The following is a 15,263-nucleotide window of genomic DNA, read 5'->3' on the forward strand; positions in this document are numbered from 1 at the left end:
TAAGATAGAGCCAATCCTCGCCCGAGAAAGATAAAGAGGTATCTCAAAAATTGGCCGGACGGGGAGGGTCTTTCAGAACACAGTCAAATATTAAGTGCTTTTGGGAGGGAGTCAAGCGATTTCTCACTTTTTGGGTGATGACAATCTCTGTGGGTAGTGAGAAATTGCTCAAATCATCCTTTGCCCATCGCCCAACGGGCGAGATAAAGGAAGGGGAAGTCAATGCCACCAATTACTCCCTTGGTGATTATCTGGCCGATGATTAAGGGGATGACCGGCTGGCGACCGTAAAAGGCTAAGGTGATGAAGAGGAGGCTATCCAGAGTTAAACTTAATATATCACTGACAACATTTCTCAGCCACAGCATCTTCTCTTTGGTTAAGCGGCGGAGGAGGTCATAAATGAAGGCGTCAAAGTTTTGGCTCAAAAGGAAGGCGATCCAACTGGCAATGGTGATGCGGGGAATGAGGGTGAAGATTTGGCGCCAGGCTTCATTCCCCGACCAGAAAGGAGCGGGAGGGAGACTGAGCCCGATCATTAAGAATAGATTCATAAAGATTTGGCTAAGGAAGGCGAGGAGAATCATCCTCCGCACCGCGATTTTACCGAATGCTTCATTGACGATATCAATTATCTGAAAGGTGAAAGGAAAGATGAAGACCGCAGCCGGAGCGGAGATGGAGAAGGAGCGGAAGTGGAAGGTAGTGATCTTGGTCGCTAAAATTTGTGCCATTGCCAAGTAGATGATGTAAAAGACCAGTGGTAAATCGGAACGGCCGTAAACTTTAATGTACCAACCGGAAGCATAACTGACAACGGCGAGGGTGAGAAGCCAGAGGAGGATTGCCAAAAGCATCTAATTCTTAGAAGACCTTACCCACTTGGAAATGGATCTCCCATTTTCTCGGTCGGGCATCAATACCGTAGCCGAAATCAACACCGACTAAGCCGACCATTGGGATCTCCAATCGGATCCCCGGTCCCAATCCCCTTTTCAGATGGGCGGGGTTAATTTGGGAGAAGGAATGGTAGGAGTTGCCCGCATCAAAGAAGAGGATGAAGGAGAGATAAGGTGCCAATTTTAATTTGTATTCCAGATTGAAGAGGAGGAGTGCCTTCCCCCCAATTGGATAACCGTCACTGCTCGGTCCTAAGTAACGGTCGGGATAGCCCCTTACTCCATCATCACCAATCCCACCGGGATAGAATTTCTCATAAAGAGGGATGGTATCGTTTTTCTTAACTTCGCCTATTAAGCCGAAGCGCGTGCGGAACATAAAGGAGAATTTCCAAAAGAGGGGGAAGTGAATCCTCTCTTCCCAAACCGAACGGAAGAAACGAATTCGGCCAAAGGAGAAGGTTTGGGAGAAACGGTAATAGGAACCGGCACTCGGATTATAGATATAATCTCGTGAGTCGCGAATTAAGGAAAAACCGGGTTGGATAAAGCCCTTTTTTATCGTATCGGAATAGATGGTATAAGGACCGGTTGGTTGATAACGGGAGGAGATGGAGCGGGGAGGAATTAGGGTTTGGCCAAATCTTAAATTGAGATAGCCGCGCAGGTAATCAAGAGGTAGGGGATAGGAGAGATCTAAATCTAAACTTTTGTCCTGTTTATCGTAATACTCATAAGGTTGGGTAAGGAGACTTAATCCAATCCCCGAAGAGATCGGCCGGTCAAAGAGGTAAGGTTCGGAGAAGCCGAAATTGAGATTGGTCTTTCTCCCTCCTTTCTCCAATTTGAGGGCGACCCTTTCCCCTCTGCCTAAGAAGTTGGGTTGGGTAATCTCAATATAACCGGTAAGCCCATCCTGTTTGGAGTAGGAAACACCACCACCTAAGGTACCGAAAGCCTGTTTTTCCTTTACCTGGTAGATTAAATCCACCTCTCCGGTCTCTTCGGAGACCTTCCGGTAATCAAGTTGCACATCTTCAAAGAAACCGAGATTGAAGATATTCCTCTGGCTGCGCAGTACCTCACTCCTCTTGAAGATTGTCCCGGGTAGGGTGGCGATCTCTCGCCGGATCACCTTCTCTTCGGTTCGCTTATTGCCCATTATTTTTACCAGACGAATCCGAGCGGGGAGGCATTCTTCAATCATCAGAAGTAAATTGACCGTATCTTCCTTGATCTCTTCTAAGGGGGTGATTAAACAATAGATGTAACCTTCTTCCGTATATTGGGCATACAATTCCTGAATTCCCTTATTCACCTTCTGGTAATTATAAACCTCTCCTTTCTTGAGACGTAGTTTCTTTTTTAGGAATTCTTCATTAAAGAGGCTCTCTCCTTCCAATTTAATCTCGCCCAGATAAAATTTCTTCCCTTCTTCTATCTCAATGGTTAAACTGACAAATTCTTTCTCTTCGCTGAGGTGGTAATCAACCACCTTTGCCTCTAAGAATCCCTTCTCCTTGTAGAGATTGGTAAGCCTTACTATGTCTTCCTTCAATTCTTCTTCCCGAAACCAACCCTTTCGGTACCATCTCTTCTCTTTATTCTTCATCACCTTCTTCAAGGCTTTTTCGGAAAGGTTTCTATTACCCAAAAACCTTATCTCTTTGAGGCGCATCTTTTTCCCTTCATCAATCTGGAAGTAGAGGGTGATCCGGTTGAGGGAATCCCTTTCCGACTTTAAGGTCTTCACCTTGGTTAAGAGGAAGCCCTTCTCTTTATAAAGGGAGAGGATATTCTGCTCCATAGTGAAGATTTTGTTCGGGGAGAGGATCTCCCCTGGTTTAGCAGTAATCTTCTCTTTCAGTTCCTTGGTTTTAATTTTCCGATTACCGGAAAATTCAAAACTTTTTAAGCAGGGGTTATCCTTCGTTTGAAAATGGACAATGATGCCTTCCTTCGTCTGGGTTGTTTCCACTGTGATCTCCGCGAAGCGACCCGATTTGTAAATGCGTTTTACCGCCTCGCTGATCGCTTCTGGTCGGTAAGGGGTGCCCGGTTCTAAACCGGAGAGTTCTTTTACTAAGAGGGGGTCAACAAATTCCGTTGTGGCGGTGATTTTGATGACGGTGGTGGGAAGGGGTTGGGAGAAGAGGGATACCAGAGGAAAAAAAAGAAAGACCATCCGACGAAGGGGATGGGAGAAAGACATTCTTTAACTGATTGGTAGTTCTTCGGGGGTTAATTCCCGAAAACGGAGGATATTCTCTTCCCGCTCAATGAGAATGGTGGCACCTTCCTTAAACTTCCCTTTTAGAATCTCTTCGGCTAAGGGATCCTCTACCAATCGGCGGATGGTTCTTTTCAGGGGTCGGGCTCCGTATTCCGGGTCAAAGCCTTCTTCCACCAGTAACTCTCGGGCGGCTTCGCTCAAAACGATATTCAACTTCTTCTCCGCCAACCTTTCTTGGATATCCCGCAGTTGAACATCAACAATCTTTTTCATCTCTTCTTTACCCAGTTGCCGGAAGACGATGATCTCATCAACGCGGTTCAAGAATTCCGGGCGGAAGACCCGCTTCACCTCCGTGAGGAGTTTCTCTCGCATCTTTTCGTAGGAGATCTCTTCGCTTTCCGGATGGAAACCCATCATCTGGGCACGCTTGATCTCGGCGGTGGCGATATTGGAGGTCATAATGATCACTGTATTTTTGAAATTGACCCTCCGGCCTAAGGAATCGGTCAATTGGCCATCCTCTAAGATTTGGAGGAGGATATTGAAGACATCAGGATGAGCCTTCTCAATCTCGTCAAAGAGGACGCAGGAGTAAGGTTTTCTCCGTACCCTCTCCGTCAATTGCCCCCCTTCTTCATAGCCGACATAACCCGGGGGAGCACCAACCAACCGGGAGACATTAAACTTCTCCATATACTCCGACATATCAAGTCTGATTAAGGCATTTTCGTGACCGAAGAGGAAGCGTGCCAAAACCCTTGCCAGTTCGGTCTTACCGACACCGGTTGGTCCTAAGAAGATAAAGGAGCCGATTGGTCTTCTTGGATCTTTGACGCCGGCTCGGGAACGGCGGATCGCCCGGGCGACCGCGCTGATCGCCTCATCCTGACCAACGATCCATTTCTTTAACTCCTCTTCCATCTTTAATAACCTTTGCGATTCGGATTCTTCAATCCGGGAGAGCGGGATACCGGTCCACATTGAGGTCACCTGGGCGATATCCTCAGGGGTGACCACTGGGAAATTTCCCGCCTTCTCCCATTCCTTACGTTTCTTCTTTAAGAGGTCGGTTAAACGCTTTTGCTCATCCCTTAACTCCGCGGCTTTTTCAAACTCCTGCGCCCTTACCGCTTCCTCCTTCATCTTCTTTACCCTTTCAATCTTCTTCTCGATCTCCTCCCATTCTTTATTCACCACCGGCCGCAAAAGTTTTACCCGAGCGCCCGCTTCGTCTAAAACATCAATCGCCTTATCCGGCAGGAAGCGGTCAGTGATGTAGCGGTCGGAGAGATAAGCAGCCGCTTCGATTGCCGCTTGGGTATAGATGACATTATGATGGAGTTCGTATTTCTCCTTTAAGCCTTCCAGAATTTTAACCGTTTCCGCCGCGGTTGGTGGTTCCACAATAATCGGTTGGAATCTCCTTTCTAAGGCGGAATGCTTTTCAATATATCTCCGATATTCCTCAAAGGTAGTGGCGCCGATGCATTGGATCTCACCCCGGGCTAAAGCCGGTTTTAACATATTGGAGGCGTCAATCGCCCCTTCTGCTGCCCCGGCGCCAACAATCGTATGTAATTCGTCAATAAAAATGATACAATCACCAGACTTAATGATCTCATTGAGGACCGTCTTCAATCTTTCTTCAAACTGCCCCCGATATTTTGTTCCGGCAACGAGTGCCGCTAAATCCAAGGCTAAAACCCTCTTATTTCTCAAAATTGGGGGTACCCGATTTTCCACAATCCTTTGGGCTAAACCTTCCACGATGGCGGTCTTTCCCACGCCGGCCTCACCGATTAAGACCGGATTATTCTTCTTCCGCCGAACCAAAATCTGGATTACCCTTTCAATCTCTTTCTCCCGACCGATGATTGGGTCTAATTTATCTTCCCGCGCCAGTTGGGTCAAATCCCGGGAGAAGTAATCAAGGGCGGAGGTCTTCGTCTTATGTTTAGGTGTGGAAATTATTCCTTCTCCCCCTAAGACCCTTAAAATCTCATTCCGCACCATCTCAATCTCCGCCCCTAAGGAAGTGAGGACTTGGGAGGCAATTCCCCGCTCTTCGCGCAAGAGTCCCAAGAGGAGATGCTCGGTGCCAATGTAGGAATGGTTCATACTCTTTGCCTCTTCAATTGCATAATTGAGGGCGGCGCGCGCTTCTTGATTTAAAGGGATTTCACCCACGACGAGTGCCTCTTGTCCATAACTGACCGCATTCTCCACCGCTCGGCGCAAATCCTCCAAATCAATGCCTAAGTTGGTTAAAACCAGAGCGGCGACACCTCCCCCTTCCCGAATGATCCCTAAAAGGAGATGTTCGGTTCCGATGTAATCGTGGTGCATGCGGCGGGCTTCCTGGCGGGCAAGTTGGATCACCCTTTTTACTCTTTCTGTAAATCTCTCTTGCATAATTTATCTTATCATAATATTAGACACCTGTCAATAGAATTTTGGTGCTACTTCGGTTTCAATTCGTGATAGGGAAAGCCCTTCTTCTCGTGCCAGCGTCTCGGGTTAGAGAAGTAGGTGCGGATCTCCTCATACTCCCTTTCCGTGATTAAGGTGATATCCCGAGGAATCCTTTTTGAGAGTAAGGCAGTCCGATTGGTTAGGGATAAAAGGGTACAATTAAGGGAGGCGAGTTCCTCCTTTCCTCCTTCTTGGCGGTCAAAGATGACAAAGGCGTATTCACAGATTCCACCCTTCGCCCGAATCTCCTCAATTGCCCTCTTTTTCGTCCAACCCTTAACTACGGTATCATCAACCAGAAGAACCTTTTTCCGGAAGAGTTCGTGTTCTTTAACCCCTTCTAAGAGGGGTGCTTCCTTATATCTTCGTTCCCGTCGGGCGAAGAAACTGGGTTTGGCAATCTTTTGGGCTAAGAGGGAAGCGAAGGAGATACTTCCGGCTTCAATGCCACAAATCAGATCAAACTCGTAATGGGCTAAAATTAAAGCGGCTTGGGAAATTAGGAAGTCAAAAACCCTGGGGTAATTGGGAAGACATTTGAGGTCAATATAAATTGGGCTCCGATTCTTTCTTCTATCCACCTTAAAAAATGGTTTTATGTCGCCGAGGCTAACCTTGACGGCGCCGATCTGCCAGAGCAAAGCGGCGACAATCTCCGGTAGAGTTCCCGAGACCTTCCTTCGGATATATTCCAAATCTGGTTTAATAACCCTTTGTTCCCGGAGGAGCCGAAAGAGGGGGTCAATAAATTCCACTGCCGCGGTATCCCGGCGGTCGCATTCAAAGGAGAGGCGGGTGGCGTCAATATCATAAATAAAATTTAGGTAGGCGGTTTCCCGATTGTTTAAGGAAATCGGGAAGATATCGGCATTCGCTTCCTTTTTCGGTTCGCCGATTCCTTTTGCCTTGGGGAAGATATGTCTCTTGAAGAGGCGGAAGAAGTCTTGGGCTAAAGGCTTTACTTCCTTTGGTTCAAGGAGAATGGGCGTGGCAAAACTGACAATCCCCCTTTTAATCTCAAATCCCACTAAGGGGAGTTCTACAAAACGCATTTCTTATTATAATTCAGATTTAGAGAAATGGCAAGGGCTCCTTTCATTTGGCATAATGTTCAAATCTCTAAGGGCGAATGCGACAAGAATACCGTCCCACCAAGGGAATCCAATCTGTTTTTACCCACTCAATTAGGCTTGGGATTAAAATCTCAATTATACTTCTCATTAGGTTCTTAATTACCATCCCGATTAGACCCTGTTTTATTATCATTATTAGGTCTTCCTTTATCTAACGGATCAGATATCGGATTAAAGGGGTTATTAGGCTCTCGCTTCCACTGATGATTTGGCTTCTGATAAGACCTTTAATTAGGCTTCCGATACCATCACCTGTATGCTACACCCAATTTTATAAAGATAAACCCCTCCTACCTCATAAAATTCCTATCGCTTAAATCAGATCTTATTTATTTAAGACCTACTTCTCCGCTAAAGCCTCCTTAATCTCCAATAGGACCTCCCTTAAAGGGATCTCCCCTTCCTCTTTTCCTTTAAGAGTTTATAGAGTTTTCTGCCAAAGGCATAATAGGCAAAGTGATAAATAACCGAAATTCCTCGCTCCTCCAAAATTTCTTTCACTTTCTCTTCCAAAAATAAGAGATAGTCGGCTATCCCTTTTAGGTGTCTCCTCTTCCCCTGAGGATAGTAAAGGGCATATCTTCTTACTATCTTTTCCAGTTTTTCAACCGGTTTTCTCTTCTTTATCTCAATCCCCATATCTCCTCCGGTAAGTTATGCCAAATAACTTAGATACATATTCTCTATTCGCCTTAAAGCATCTCTTTTTGGGGTTGGGATTAGAACCCAATACCCCTACATATAAATAACGGAAATACCCCCCATTTCCTGACATAGAATCTTTCCCCTTTATTTAAGCCTTTGCCTTTCAGAGACTTATTTTTGGCAGAAATGTTCCTTAATTGGTGTTTTTAGAATTACCTCTTGAAATTTGAAAATTGTATGTTAATATACTCTATGGAAGAGGTATTTCAAAAGATTGAATCTTTTCGAGAAGATATGATCAATCTGCAAAGGGAGTTGACTTCCCGGCCGGCGATTGGTCCGGAAAATGGCGGCAAAGGGGAGAAGGAAAGGGCGGATTTCTTAAAGGGTTTTATTAAGGATTTGGGTTTTGATTGGGAGGAGTATAATGCCTTTGACGAAAGGATTGGCTTAGCAAGGCCAAACCTGCGGGTGAATTTGCCGGGTAAAGAGAGGAGTAAAACCATCTGGATCATCACCCATCTGGATGTTGTGCCGCCCGGAAACCTTTCCCTCTGGCAGACCGACCCTTTCTCCGCAGTGGTGAAGGATGATAAGATTTACGGTCGGGGGACTGAAGATAATCAGCAGGAGATGGTCGCCTCCCTTTTCGCCTTAAAGGCATTAAAGGATTTAAATAAGAGGCCGACTTATGATCTCTCTCTTTTGTTTGTGGCGGATGAGGAGACGGGTAGTCGTTATGGAATTGGCTATCTCGTAAATAATTTCTCTCTCTTTAAGGAAGGTGATTTAATTTTGGTGCCGGATGCGGGAAGTAAGGATGGCGCTATGATTGAGATTGCGGAAAAGACTATCTTCTGGTTAAAGTTTATAGTGCGCGGGAAGCAGACCCATGGTTCCACGCCTCAGGATGGCTTAAATGCCCATCGGTTGGGGGCGCTTTTTCTCTGTCTTTTAGATAAGGAGTTGCCCCGGCGATTTAGGGAGAAGAATCGTTTATTTGAACCGCCCCGTTCCACTTTTGAGCCGACGAAAAAGGAGAGTAACTGTCCCAATATCAATACGATTCCCGGAGAAGATATCTTCTATTTTGACTGTCGGCTTTTGCCTGAGCATCCGCCGGAAGAGGTGAAGAGGTTAATTGAGGAGTTGAAAGAAGGTTTCACTAAGAAGTATGGCGGTGAGATTTCTTATGAGGTGGTGATGGCTGGGGAGTCAGCACCGGCCACATCTCCAAAGGCAGAAGTGGTGAAGAGGTTGAAGAAGGCAGTGAAAAAGGTTTATGGGGTGAAGCCGAAACTGAAAGGAATTGGTGGTGGCACTGTCGCCGCCCTTTTCCGAAAGAGAGGCTTTCCGGTTTGTGTCTGGGGAAAATACGAAGGGATGGCGCATCAGGCGAATGAATATTCGCTAATTAGTAATATGGTCCAGGATGCCAAGGTCTACGCCTATTATGCTCTCCTTTGAAATTCTACGGGAAGAACATTACTCCTTTGAGCGGGCGCTAAAGGTCTTAAATAAGTTTATCTTAATAAATAATTTTACCTTCCGTTTCTTCTCCGATTTCTTTTTTGCTCTGTGCGAACTCTTAACCGCCCACTTGAAGAAGGAGAAGATTCTCTTTGCCCATCTGGTAGCGGAGACGAATGGGCAAGAAGATACGCTCTCGCTATTTTTTGATACCGCCCTCTTAGACCAAATGATAAGAAATGAGATGAGCGCGGCGAAGGAGAGTTTATTGAAAAATGAGATGGGAGATTTTTCCCAGCATCTGGAGGAGTTTATCCTCTCTTTCTCCCGGCACATCTTCTATCAGGAGGAGGGAATTTTTGCTCGGGAAAGTTCCCTTTCCGAAAAGACGGATCAGAAGGTGGCAAAACTCTTTGACAATTGCCATCAACCACCTCAGGGGAAGAGACTTTGGGATACATTTCTTTTCCTTTTGCAGGAGATGGAGCGAATGGTTTGAGTTATGGAGATAAAGGATTTGGAGAAAAAGGTTAGTGAGAAGAGGAGAAGGTTGGAAGAGATTGAGCAGGAACTATTAAAACCGGAAGTTCAGAAGAAACCCGAACTTTTAGCCCTCCTCTCTCGGGAATATAAGGAGGTGAAGGAGTTATTAGACGACTTTGAAAGGTTAAAGGCGGTGGAGGAGGAATTGAAAGAGATTTCTCGGATTACCGGAGAGGAATGGCAGGAGGTAATAGAGAAGGAGAAGGTTTCCCTCACCGAAGAGAAGGAGAGGCTCTACCAAAAGGTGCTCAGTTATTTTCTTCCCAATGCTTCCAGTTTCCGAAAGAATTGTCTTGTGGAGATCCGAGCCGCGGCTGGGGGAGAAGAGGCAGCGCTCTTTGCCGCCGACCTTTTTCGGATGTATACAAAGTACATTGAGAAACAGAAACTTACCTATTCGGTTCTCTCATCAACCCCTTCGGACCGGGGTGGTTTTAAGGAGATAATTTTTGCGGTTGAAGGAGAAGATGCCTATGATAAACTCCGATTCGAACAGGGGGTCCATCGGGTGCAAAGGGTTCCGATTACGGAGGCGAGTGGCCGGATTCATACTTCTACGGTCACGGTGGCGGTTCTGCCGGAACCGGAGGAGGTGGAGGTAAATATCCGACCGGAGGATTTGAAGATTGATGTCTTTCGGGCTTCGGGTCACGGTGGACAACATTTGCAGATGACAGATTCTGCGGTGCGAATCACCCACCTGCCAACGGGAATTACTGTCACCTGTCAGGATGAGAGGAGTCAACATCAGAATAAGGAGAAGGCGTTGAAGATTCTGAAAGCCCGCCTCTTAGAAAGAGAAAAAAGAAAGAAAGAAGAGGCGATTCTAAGCGAAAGGCGAAAACAGATTGGCCAGGGGGAAAGGGCAGAAAAGATTCGCACCTATAACTTCCCCCAGAATCGGGTAACCGACCATCGGATTAACCTCTCCCTTTATAATTTAGGCGAAATCCTCAATGGAGAATTGGCACCGATCATTAAGGAGTTGAAAAAGAAAGAGATTGAGGAGTTGCTATGCTCCGAGAGTTGAGCAAAATCTATTCCCTTCCTTATGAAGATGTTGAGAACTTATTCCTTTACCATTATAAAATTCCCCGTTATCATCTCTATCTCTCCCCCCACTTATTCCCCCTCACCGAAGAGCTCTCTTTCTTATTAAAGAAGCGGCAGGAGGGCTATCCCATCCAATATCTGACGAAGACCGCCTTCTTTTTAGATTACAAACTTTATGTTGACGAAAGGGTCTTTATCCCCCGACCGGAGACCGAAGGATTGGTGATGTTGGTGGAGAGGGAATTGGGAAAGGAAGAGATAGAAAAAATCTTAGAGATCGGCACTGGTTCTGGTAATCTCGCAATCGGTTTAGCCCGGATTTTTCCCAAGGCGAAAATTTTTGCTACTGATATCTCAGAAGAGGCGCTGGCGGTGGCGGAGATTAACATCCGTCGGTATAATTTGGGAAAAAGGATTCGGTTAATAAAATCTAACCTCTTCACCGCTTCCGAGATTAGGAATTGCTCTTTTGACTTTATTGTCTCCAATCCTCCTTACATCCCTTCCGAGGAGATTTGCCGATTGGCAAGAGAGGTTAGGGATTTTGAACCGCGGATTGCTTTAGATGGGGGAGAGGGTGGCTTCTTTTATATTGAAAGGATAATTGAAGAGGGGAGGAGGTTTTTAAGGAGAAAGGGGCGGATATTTTTGGAGATTGACCCGAGGCATAAAGAGAAGATTCTGGTATTAGGGGTGAATGGGAATTTTTATAGAGATCTGGCAGGTCATATCCGTTATGCGGTAATCAGTTAAAATGAGAGAGCAAGGAGTGGGTATCGTTTTTAATCCGAAGAAGGAAGGGGTGAGGGAGGTTTTGAAAGAGGTCTCCACTTTCCTTCAAAAGAAGGGGGTGAGGATAAAATTTTTGCCAGGAGGAGAAAAATTTGGTTTCCGCCGCTATGTGGTCTCCAAAGGTAAATTCTTACGGGAGACATCATTAGTGATTGCCATCGGTGGTGATGGCACAATCTTGGCTTCCGCCCATTTGGTTGGGGAGCGGGGGATCCCCATAATGGGGATAAATATTGGTAGTTTGGGATTCTTGGCTTTCTTCTCCCCAAAAGAGGCATTAACCACCTTGGCGGATTTCTTGAAAGGGAAGGCAAAGGTTGAGGAGAGGATGGCGTTGAAGGTCTCCTTTCAGGGTAAGGAATATTTTGCCCTAAACGATGCGACAGTAAATATGGGGTATTCCTTGCGGGCAATTGAGGTGATTCTTTATTCGGGAAAGAGATATGTCTCTCGTTTTATTGGTGATGGGGTAATTATCTCCACACCAACTGGTTCTACCGCCTACTCTTTGGCTTGTGGCGGTTCCATTATCTACCCGACCCTATCCTGTTTTATCATTACGCCGATCGCTCCCCATGCCCTTTCCGCCCGGCCTTTAATTGTCCCAGCCGAAGAGGAGTTAAGGGTGGAACTGGCGAAAGATAGCGAAACGGGGTTTTTAGTGATTGATGGTCAGAGGAGGTTAAAAATTTCCCCCGGTTTTAGGGCAAAATTTCTTAAGGCGAAGAGGGGGATAAACGTCGTTGTGCCAACCCGAAAGGACTACTTCTCTATCCTCCGCCAGAAGATGCGCTGGGGTGGGAGGGGAGATGAATGAGATAAAGAGATACGCCAATGAAGTGATAAGGTTTGCCAATGTCCCCAACTTCCTCACCCTCTCCCGCCTTTTCCTTCTGCCCCTCATTTTACTCTTTCTCATTACCCAGCAGTTCCATTCCGCCTTAATTTTGATGCTTCTCTCCTGGCTTTCGGATGCCTTGGATGGTTTTCTTGCCCGACGCTTGAACCAGGTGACCGAGGTTGGTAAGATTTTAGACCATCTGGTTGATAAGATCTGGGTGGGGAGTGTCTTTGTGGTTCTGGTGCTGACTAAGAAATTACCATTTTCTATCGCTTTGGGTGTCATCATCCGCGATTTGTTGATTGTCCTCGGGGGCTCTTTTTTAATAAAAAGGGGGGTAATTCCCTATTCCAATATCTTTGGGAAATTGACCGGTTTTTTCTTTGCCCTGCTCATCGTCACTTACACCCTCTCTATTAAAATTATTGCCCAACCGGTTCTCTATATCACCTGGTCTTTACTAATAATCTCCTTTTTCAGTTATATCCCGTTTTTTATCAGGAACCGAAAGGGAAAAATTAAATTTTAATCAACTTCTTTAAGGATTTTCCGTTCCACATCAGAAGATAAACCCCGGATTTTAATTTCCGGAGATTAAGGGTGTAGTTTTTAATACCGATGGGAATCTCTCCTCTATCTACGATTAGGACCTTTCTTCCGGTAGGCTCAAAGAGCGCCAACTCTCCTTTAATTGGGGAAGACAGGGAAAGGTTAATTTTTAGGTAATGGGAGAAGGGATTGGGATAAATCTCTAAGAGAGAAGGAATTTTTTGGGAGAGTTCGGTTACTCCCAAGCGGACGGTCGCTTTGTGTAAAAGCCAATTTCCTGGGTCAAAGGTCAATTGGTTCGGTTCAAAAGATAGATAATAAGTGTTTATTTGGGGTGAGGTATCAATGGGTATGGTTAGTAAGACGGTATCGGTTGTTCCCTTTAAGAGGACTTGCACTGGGATGTGAAAGACGGTTGGTGCCAGGTTGCCATTATTCTGGGAAATATCTATCTCCACTCGGAAGGAATCGCCTTCTTGGGTTTTTGACCAGAGAACATTATAATTGGGATAACCAGCCAGATAGACCCATTCCCGGAAGAAATTTTCTAAGTTTAAGCCAGTAACCCTTTCTAAGATTCTTTTGTAGTCTTCGGTATTGGCACATTTATATTTGAAGGAGTCGCCATAGACCCGTAGCGCCCGGAAGAAAATTCCGGGATGAGCGGTAGTGTCTCCGATAATGTACCTTAACATATGTTGAAGCCAAGAACCTTTGCAATAGATATGGCCATAGGCGAATAGTTGATTGGGTGGTGGGTCATAAAGGGGAAAGCGCATACTGGCATCTTCCTGGAAATAGATATTCTTTCGGCTATTCATCAGATTTAAGAAATAGGCGCGACCGTTCCGATAACCAAGATAAAGGGCATCGGAATAGGTGGCAAAGCCCTCATTGAGCCAGATATTTGCCCAGTTAAAGCAGGTGACCATATCTCCCCACCACTGATGGGAGAGTTCGTGGGCGATCCCTCCTTCGCTTCCCTGAGTTACCCATTGCCGATGGACACCGGTCATTGTCTGGTGTTCCATTCCGCCCCAGGCAAAGGGATAGAGGGAGACCATACCGTATTTTTCAAAGGGATAAGGTCCATAAAGGTTGGTATCGGAGAAGAAGGTCATCATTAAAGGGGTATTGCGAAAGGAGTTGGTTGCGGCGATAGAATCTTCGGGCCAAATGTAATACTTAATCTCTAAGGATTCAGTTGGTGAGATATGATGCCAATGGGAAAAGGTGGCGTAGATAGAAGAGGCAAAGCAGATAAGATAGGTGGCGATTGGGTAAGAATGGCGCCAGAAATAGGTCTTTGTTCTGTTTTCCGGATTGTGGCTGACGGAGTCCAATAAGCCGTTGGCACAGACCGAAAAGGAATCGGGAACGGTTAAAAAAAGTTCTACGCCCCTTTCCGCTTTATCCCAAGGTTCATCCCAACAGGCAAACCAGGTTCTTGAATCAGAAGGTTCGGTGCAGGTATAGGCGATATTGTGTAAAGTATTGCCGCTTTTGGGATAGAATAAAAAGCCATTATTGGGAATTGATGGGTCGCGGTGGTAAAAGATAGTGATATCGGTTGATTCGCCGTATGGTAAACCCTCGTCCAAGGTGATGGAGAGATAACCATTACCAGTGGACCAAAGGAGATTTATCCCTTCCCTCTTTACGGAATCGCAGACCAGATCTGAGAAATGAAAGGAGAAGGTGTCTAAGATGGGAACAAGAGATTTTATTGTTACTATCTCCTTTGCGGTATAAGAACGCTCGCTCATCGGTAGATTTATCTCCAGATGATAGAAGCGAACATCATAGGTGTGGGTTGATTCGGCAAGAAGTTGATTTGGAGAAAATTTACCCGTATGCCAGGAGATAAAGAAAAAGAGTAAGAAGTTCATATCTTTTAAGAGCCTATTTTGAGAAAATTTTACCCCGTGAGAGAATTAAAAGCCTCTCTTTTTTGATATTTGAGATACTCGTTCTACTCACGGGGTAAATTATTTTTTACCAGGAACGGCGACCACCGCCCTTTCTTTCTCTTCCCCGGTAATCGGTTCGCGGACGTGCTTCATTAACCCGGATTGTCCGACCCATAAATTCTTTACCATTTAGGGCGGACATTGCTGCTTGGGCTTCTTCTCGGTTCGGCATCTCCACAAAGCCGAATCCGCGCGACCCGCCCGAGAATTTGTCTTTAACGACTGTGGCGGATGTCACTTCGCCAAAGGCAGCAAATGCCTTGCGCAGATCTTCATCCGTGGTCTCGCGCGCTAAATTACCAACATAGATATTCATACTGACCTCCATCAGTTTTTGCACCTATTGACCAAAGCGGTCTCTTCCGTTTTCGGAAAAATAAGTGCCAATTAATAACTAATATTATAAAGTAAATAAGGAAAAATGTCAAATAACAACAGTAAATGTGTTAAGACATGGTTACCAGGTTAATAAGGGTATTAAGGTAGTAGATGTGTTGAAATTATTTAATAAGTTTCTTAAAATAATAGGCGTTCAAAAAAGAATTAAAAGAGTAAGAGAATTAAAAAGGGGGCGCCTATGTTTCTATACAAAAAATTATACAACAAAATGAATAAAGAAGCAAGATTTAATTTAAGAGTGAAAATGATAGAAGAATACAA

The 15,263-nt window shown here is 45.4% G+C and carries 13 protein-coding genes; 6 read left to right on the plus strand and 7 right to left on the minus strand.

What is annotated here, in order from left to right:
* Positions 1–173 precede the first annotated feature (173 nt).
* The 5 genes from ABIL00_04630 to ABIL00_04650 all read right to left on the minus strand — a co-directional run bounded on the left by ABIL00_04630 (position 174) and on the right by ABIL00_04650 (position 7,379).
* On the minus strand, positions 174–857 hold the full coding sequence (locus ABIL00_04630; protein ID MEO0110046.1) for a queuosine precursor transporter: 684 nt from the start codon (positions 855–857) through the stop codon (positions 174–176).
* A 7-nt stretch (positions 858–864) separates the two neighbouring features.
* Positions 865–3,084 carry an outer membrane protein assembly factor BamA gene (gene bamA, locus ABIL00_04635; protein MEO0110047.1) on the minus strand — a complete coding sequence of 740 codons (2,220 nt, stop codon included), beginning with the start codon at positions 3,082–3,084 and terminating at the stop codon, positions 865–867.
* A gap of 30 nt (positions 3,085–3,114) precedes the next feature.
* A complete protein-coding gene (locus tag ABIL00_04640) occupies positions 3,115–5,547 on the minus strand; it encodes an ATP-dependent Clp protease ATP-binding subunit (protein MEO0110048.1) in 2,433 nt (810 codons plus the stop codon).
* A 47-nt stretch (positions 5,548–5,594) separates the two neighbouring features.
* Positions 5,595–6,659, minus strand: coding sequence for a phosphoribosyltransferase family protein (locus ABIL00_04645; GenBank protein MEO0110049.1), 1,065 nt, complete (start codon positions 6,657–6,659; stop codon positions 5,595–5,597).
* A gap of 465 nt (positions 6,660–7,124) precedes the next feature.
* On the minus strand, positions 7,125–7,379 hold the full coding sequence (locus tag ABIL00_04650) for a hypothetical protein (protein ID MEO0110050.1): 255 nt from the start codon (positions 7,377–7,379) through the stop codon (positions 7,125–7,127).
* A gap of 258 nt (positions 7,380–7,637) precedes the next feature.
* Between ABIL00_04650 and ABIL00_04655 the strand changes: the two genes are divergently transcribed.
* The 6 genes from ABIL00_04655 to ABIL00_04680 are packed head-to-tail and all read left to right on the plus strand — an operon-like array spanning position 7,638 to position 12,613.
* Entirely contained in the window at positions 7,638–8,852 is a 1,215-nt protein-coding gene (locus ABIL00_04655) for a M20 family metallo-hydrolase (GenBank protein ID MEO0110051.1), read from the plus strand.
* A complete protein-coding gene (locus ABIL00_04660; GenBank protein MEO0110052.1) occupies positions 8,818–9,354 on the plus strand; it encodes a hypothetical protein in 537 nt (178 codons plus the stop codon). Before ABIL00_04655 ends, ABIL00_04660 begins: the two co-directional genes overlap by 35 nt.
* 3 nt (positions 9,355–9,357) lie before the next feature.
* Positions 9,358–10,428: a peptide chain release factor 1 gene (prfA, locus tag ABIL00_04665; GenBank protein ID MEO0110053.1), complete on the plus strand. Its 1,071-nt coding sequence runs from the start codon at positions 9,358–9,360 to the stop codon at positions 10,426–10,428.
* Positions 10,413–11,204 (plus strand): peptide chain release factor N(5)-glutamine methyltransferase, encoded by a 792-nt coding sequence (gene prmC / locus ABIL00_04670; GenBank protein ID MEO0110054.1) that lies wholly within the window; start codon positions 10,413–10,415, stop codon positions 11,202–11,204. Before prfA ends, prmC begins: the two co-directional genes overlap by 16 nt.
* A gap of 1 nt (position 11,205) precedes the next feature.
* Entirely contained in the window at positions 11,206–12,060 is an 855-nt protein-coding gene (locus ABIL00_04675) for an NAD(+)/NADH kinase (GenBank protein ID MEO0110055.1), read from the plus strand.
* A complete protein-coding gene (locus ABIL00_04680) occupies positions 12,053–12,613 on the plus strand; it encodes a CDP-alcohol phosphatidyltransferase family protein (protein MEO0110056.1) in 561 nt (186 codons plus the stop codon). The genes ABIL00_04675 and ABIL00_04680 overlap by 8 nt, the downstream gene beginning before the upstream one ends.
* Here ABIL00_04680 and ABIL00_04685 read toward each other — a convergent pair.
* Both ABIL00_04685 and ABIL00_04690 read right to left on the minus strand, forming a co-directional pair.
* On the minus strand, positions 12,603–14,522 hold the full coding sequence (locus ABIL00_04685) for a M1 family aminopeptidase (GenBank protein ID MEO0110057.1): 1,920 nt from the start codon (positions 14,520–14,522) through the stop codon (positions 12,603–12,605). The two genes, ABIL00_04680 and ABIL00_04685, sit on opposite strands and share 11 nt — an antisense overlap.
* A 106-nt stretch (positions 14,523–14,628) precedes the next feature.
* Positions 14,629–14,919: an RNA-binding protein gene (locus tag ABIL00_04690; GenBank protein ID MEO0110058.1), complete on the minus strand. Its 291-nt coding sequence runs from the start codon at positions 14,917–14,919 to the stop codon at positions 14,629–14,631.
* Positions 14,920–15,263 lie beyond the last annotated feature (344 nt).

This window comes from candidate division WOR-3 bacterium, assembly GCA_039801905.1.
Taxonomy (GTDB): Bacteria; Hydrothermota; Tepidihabitantia; order Tepidihabitantales; family JBDRVQ01; genus JBDRVQ01.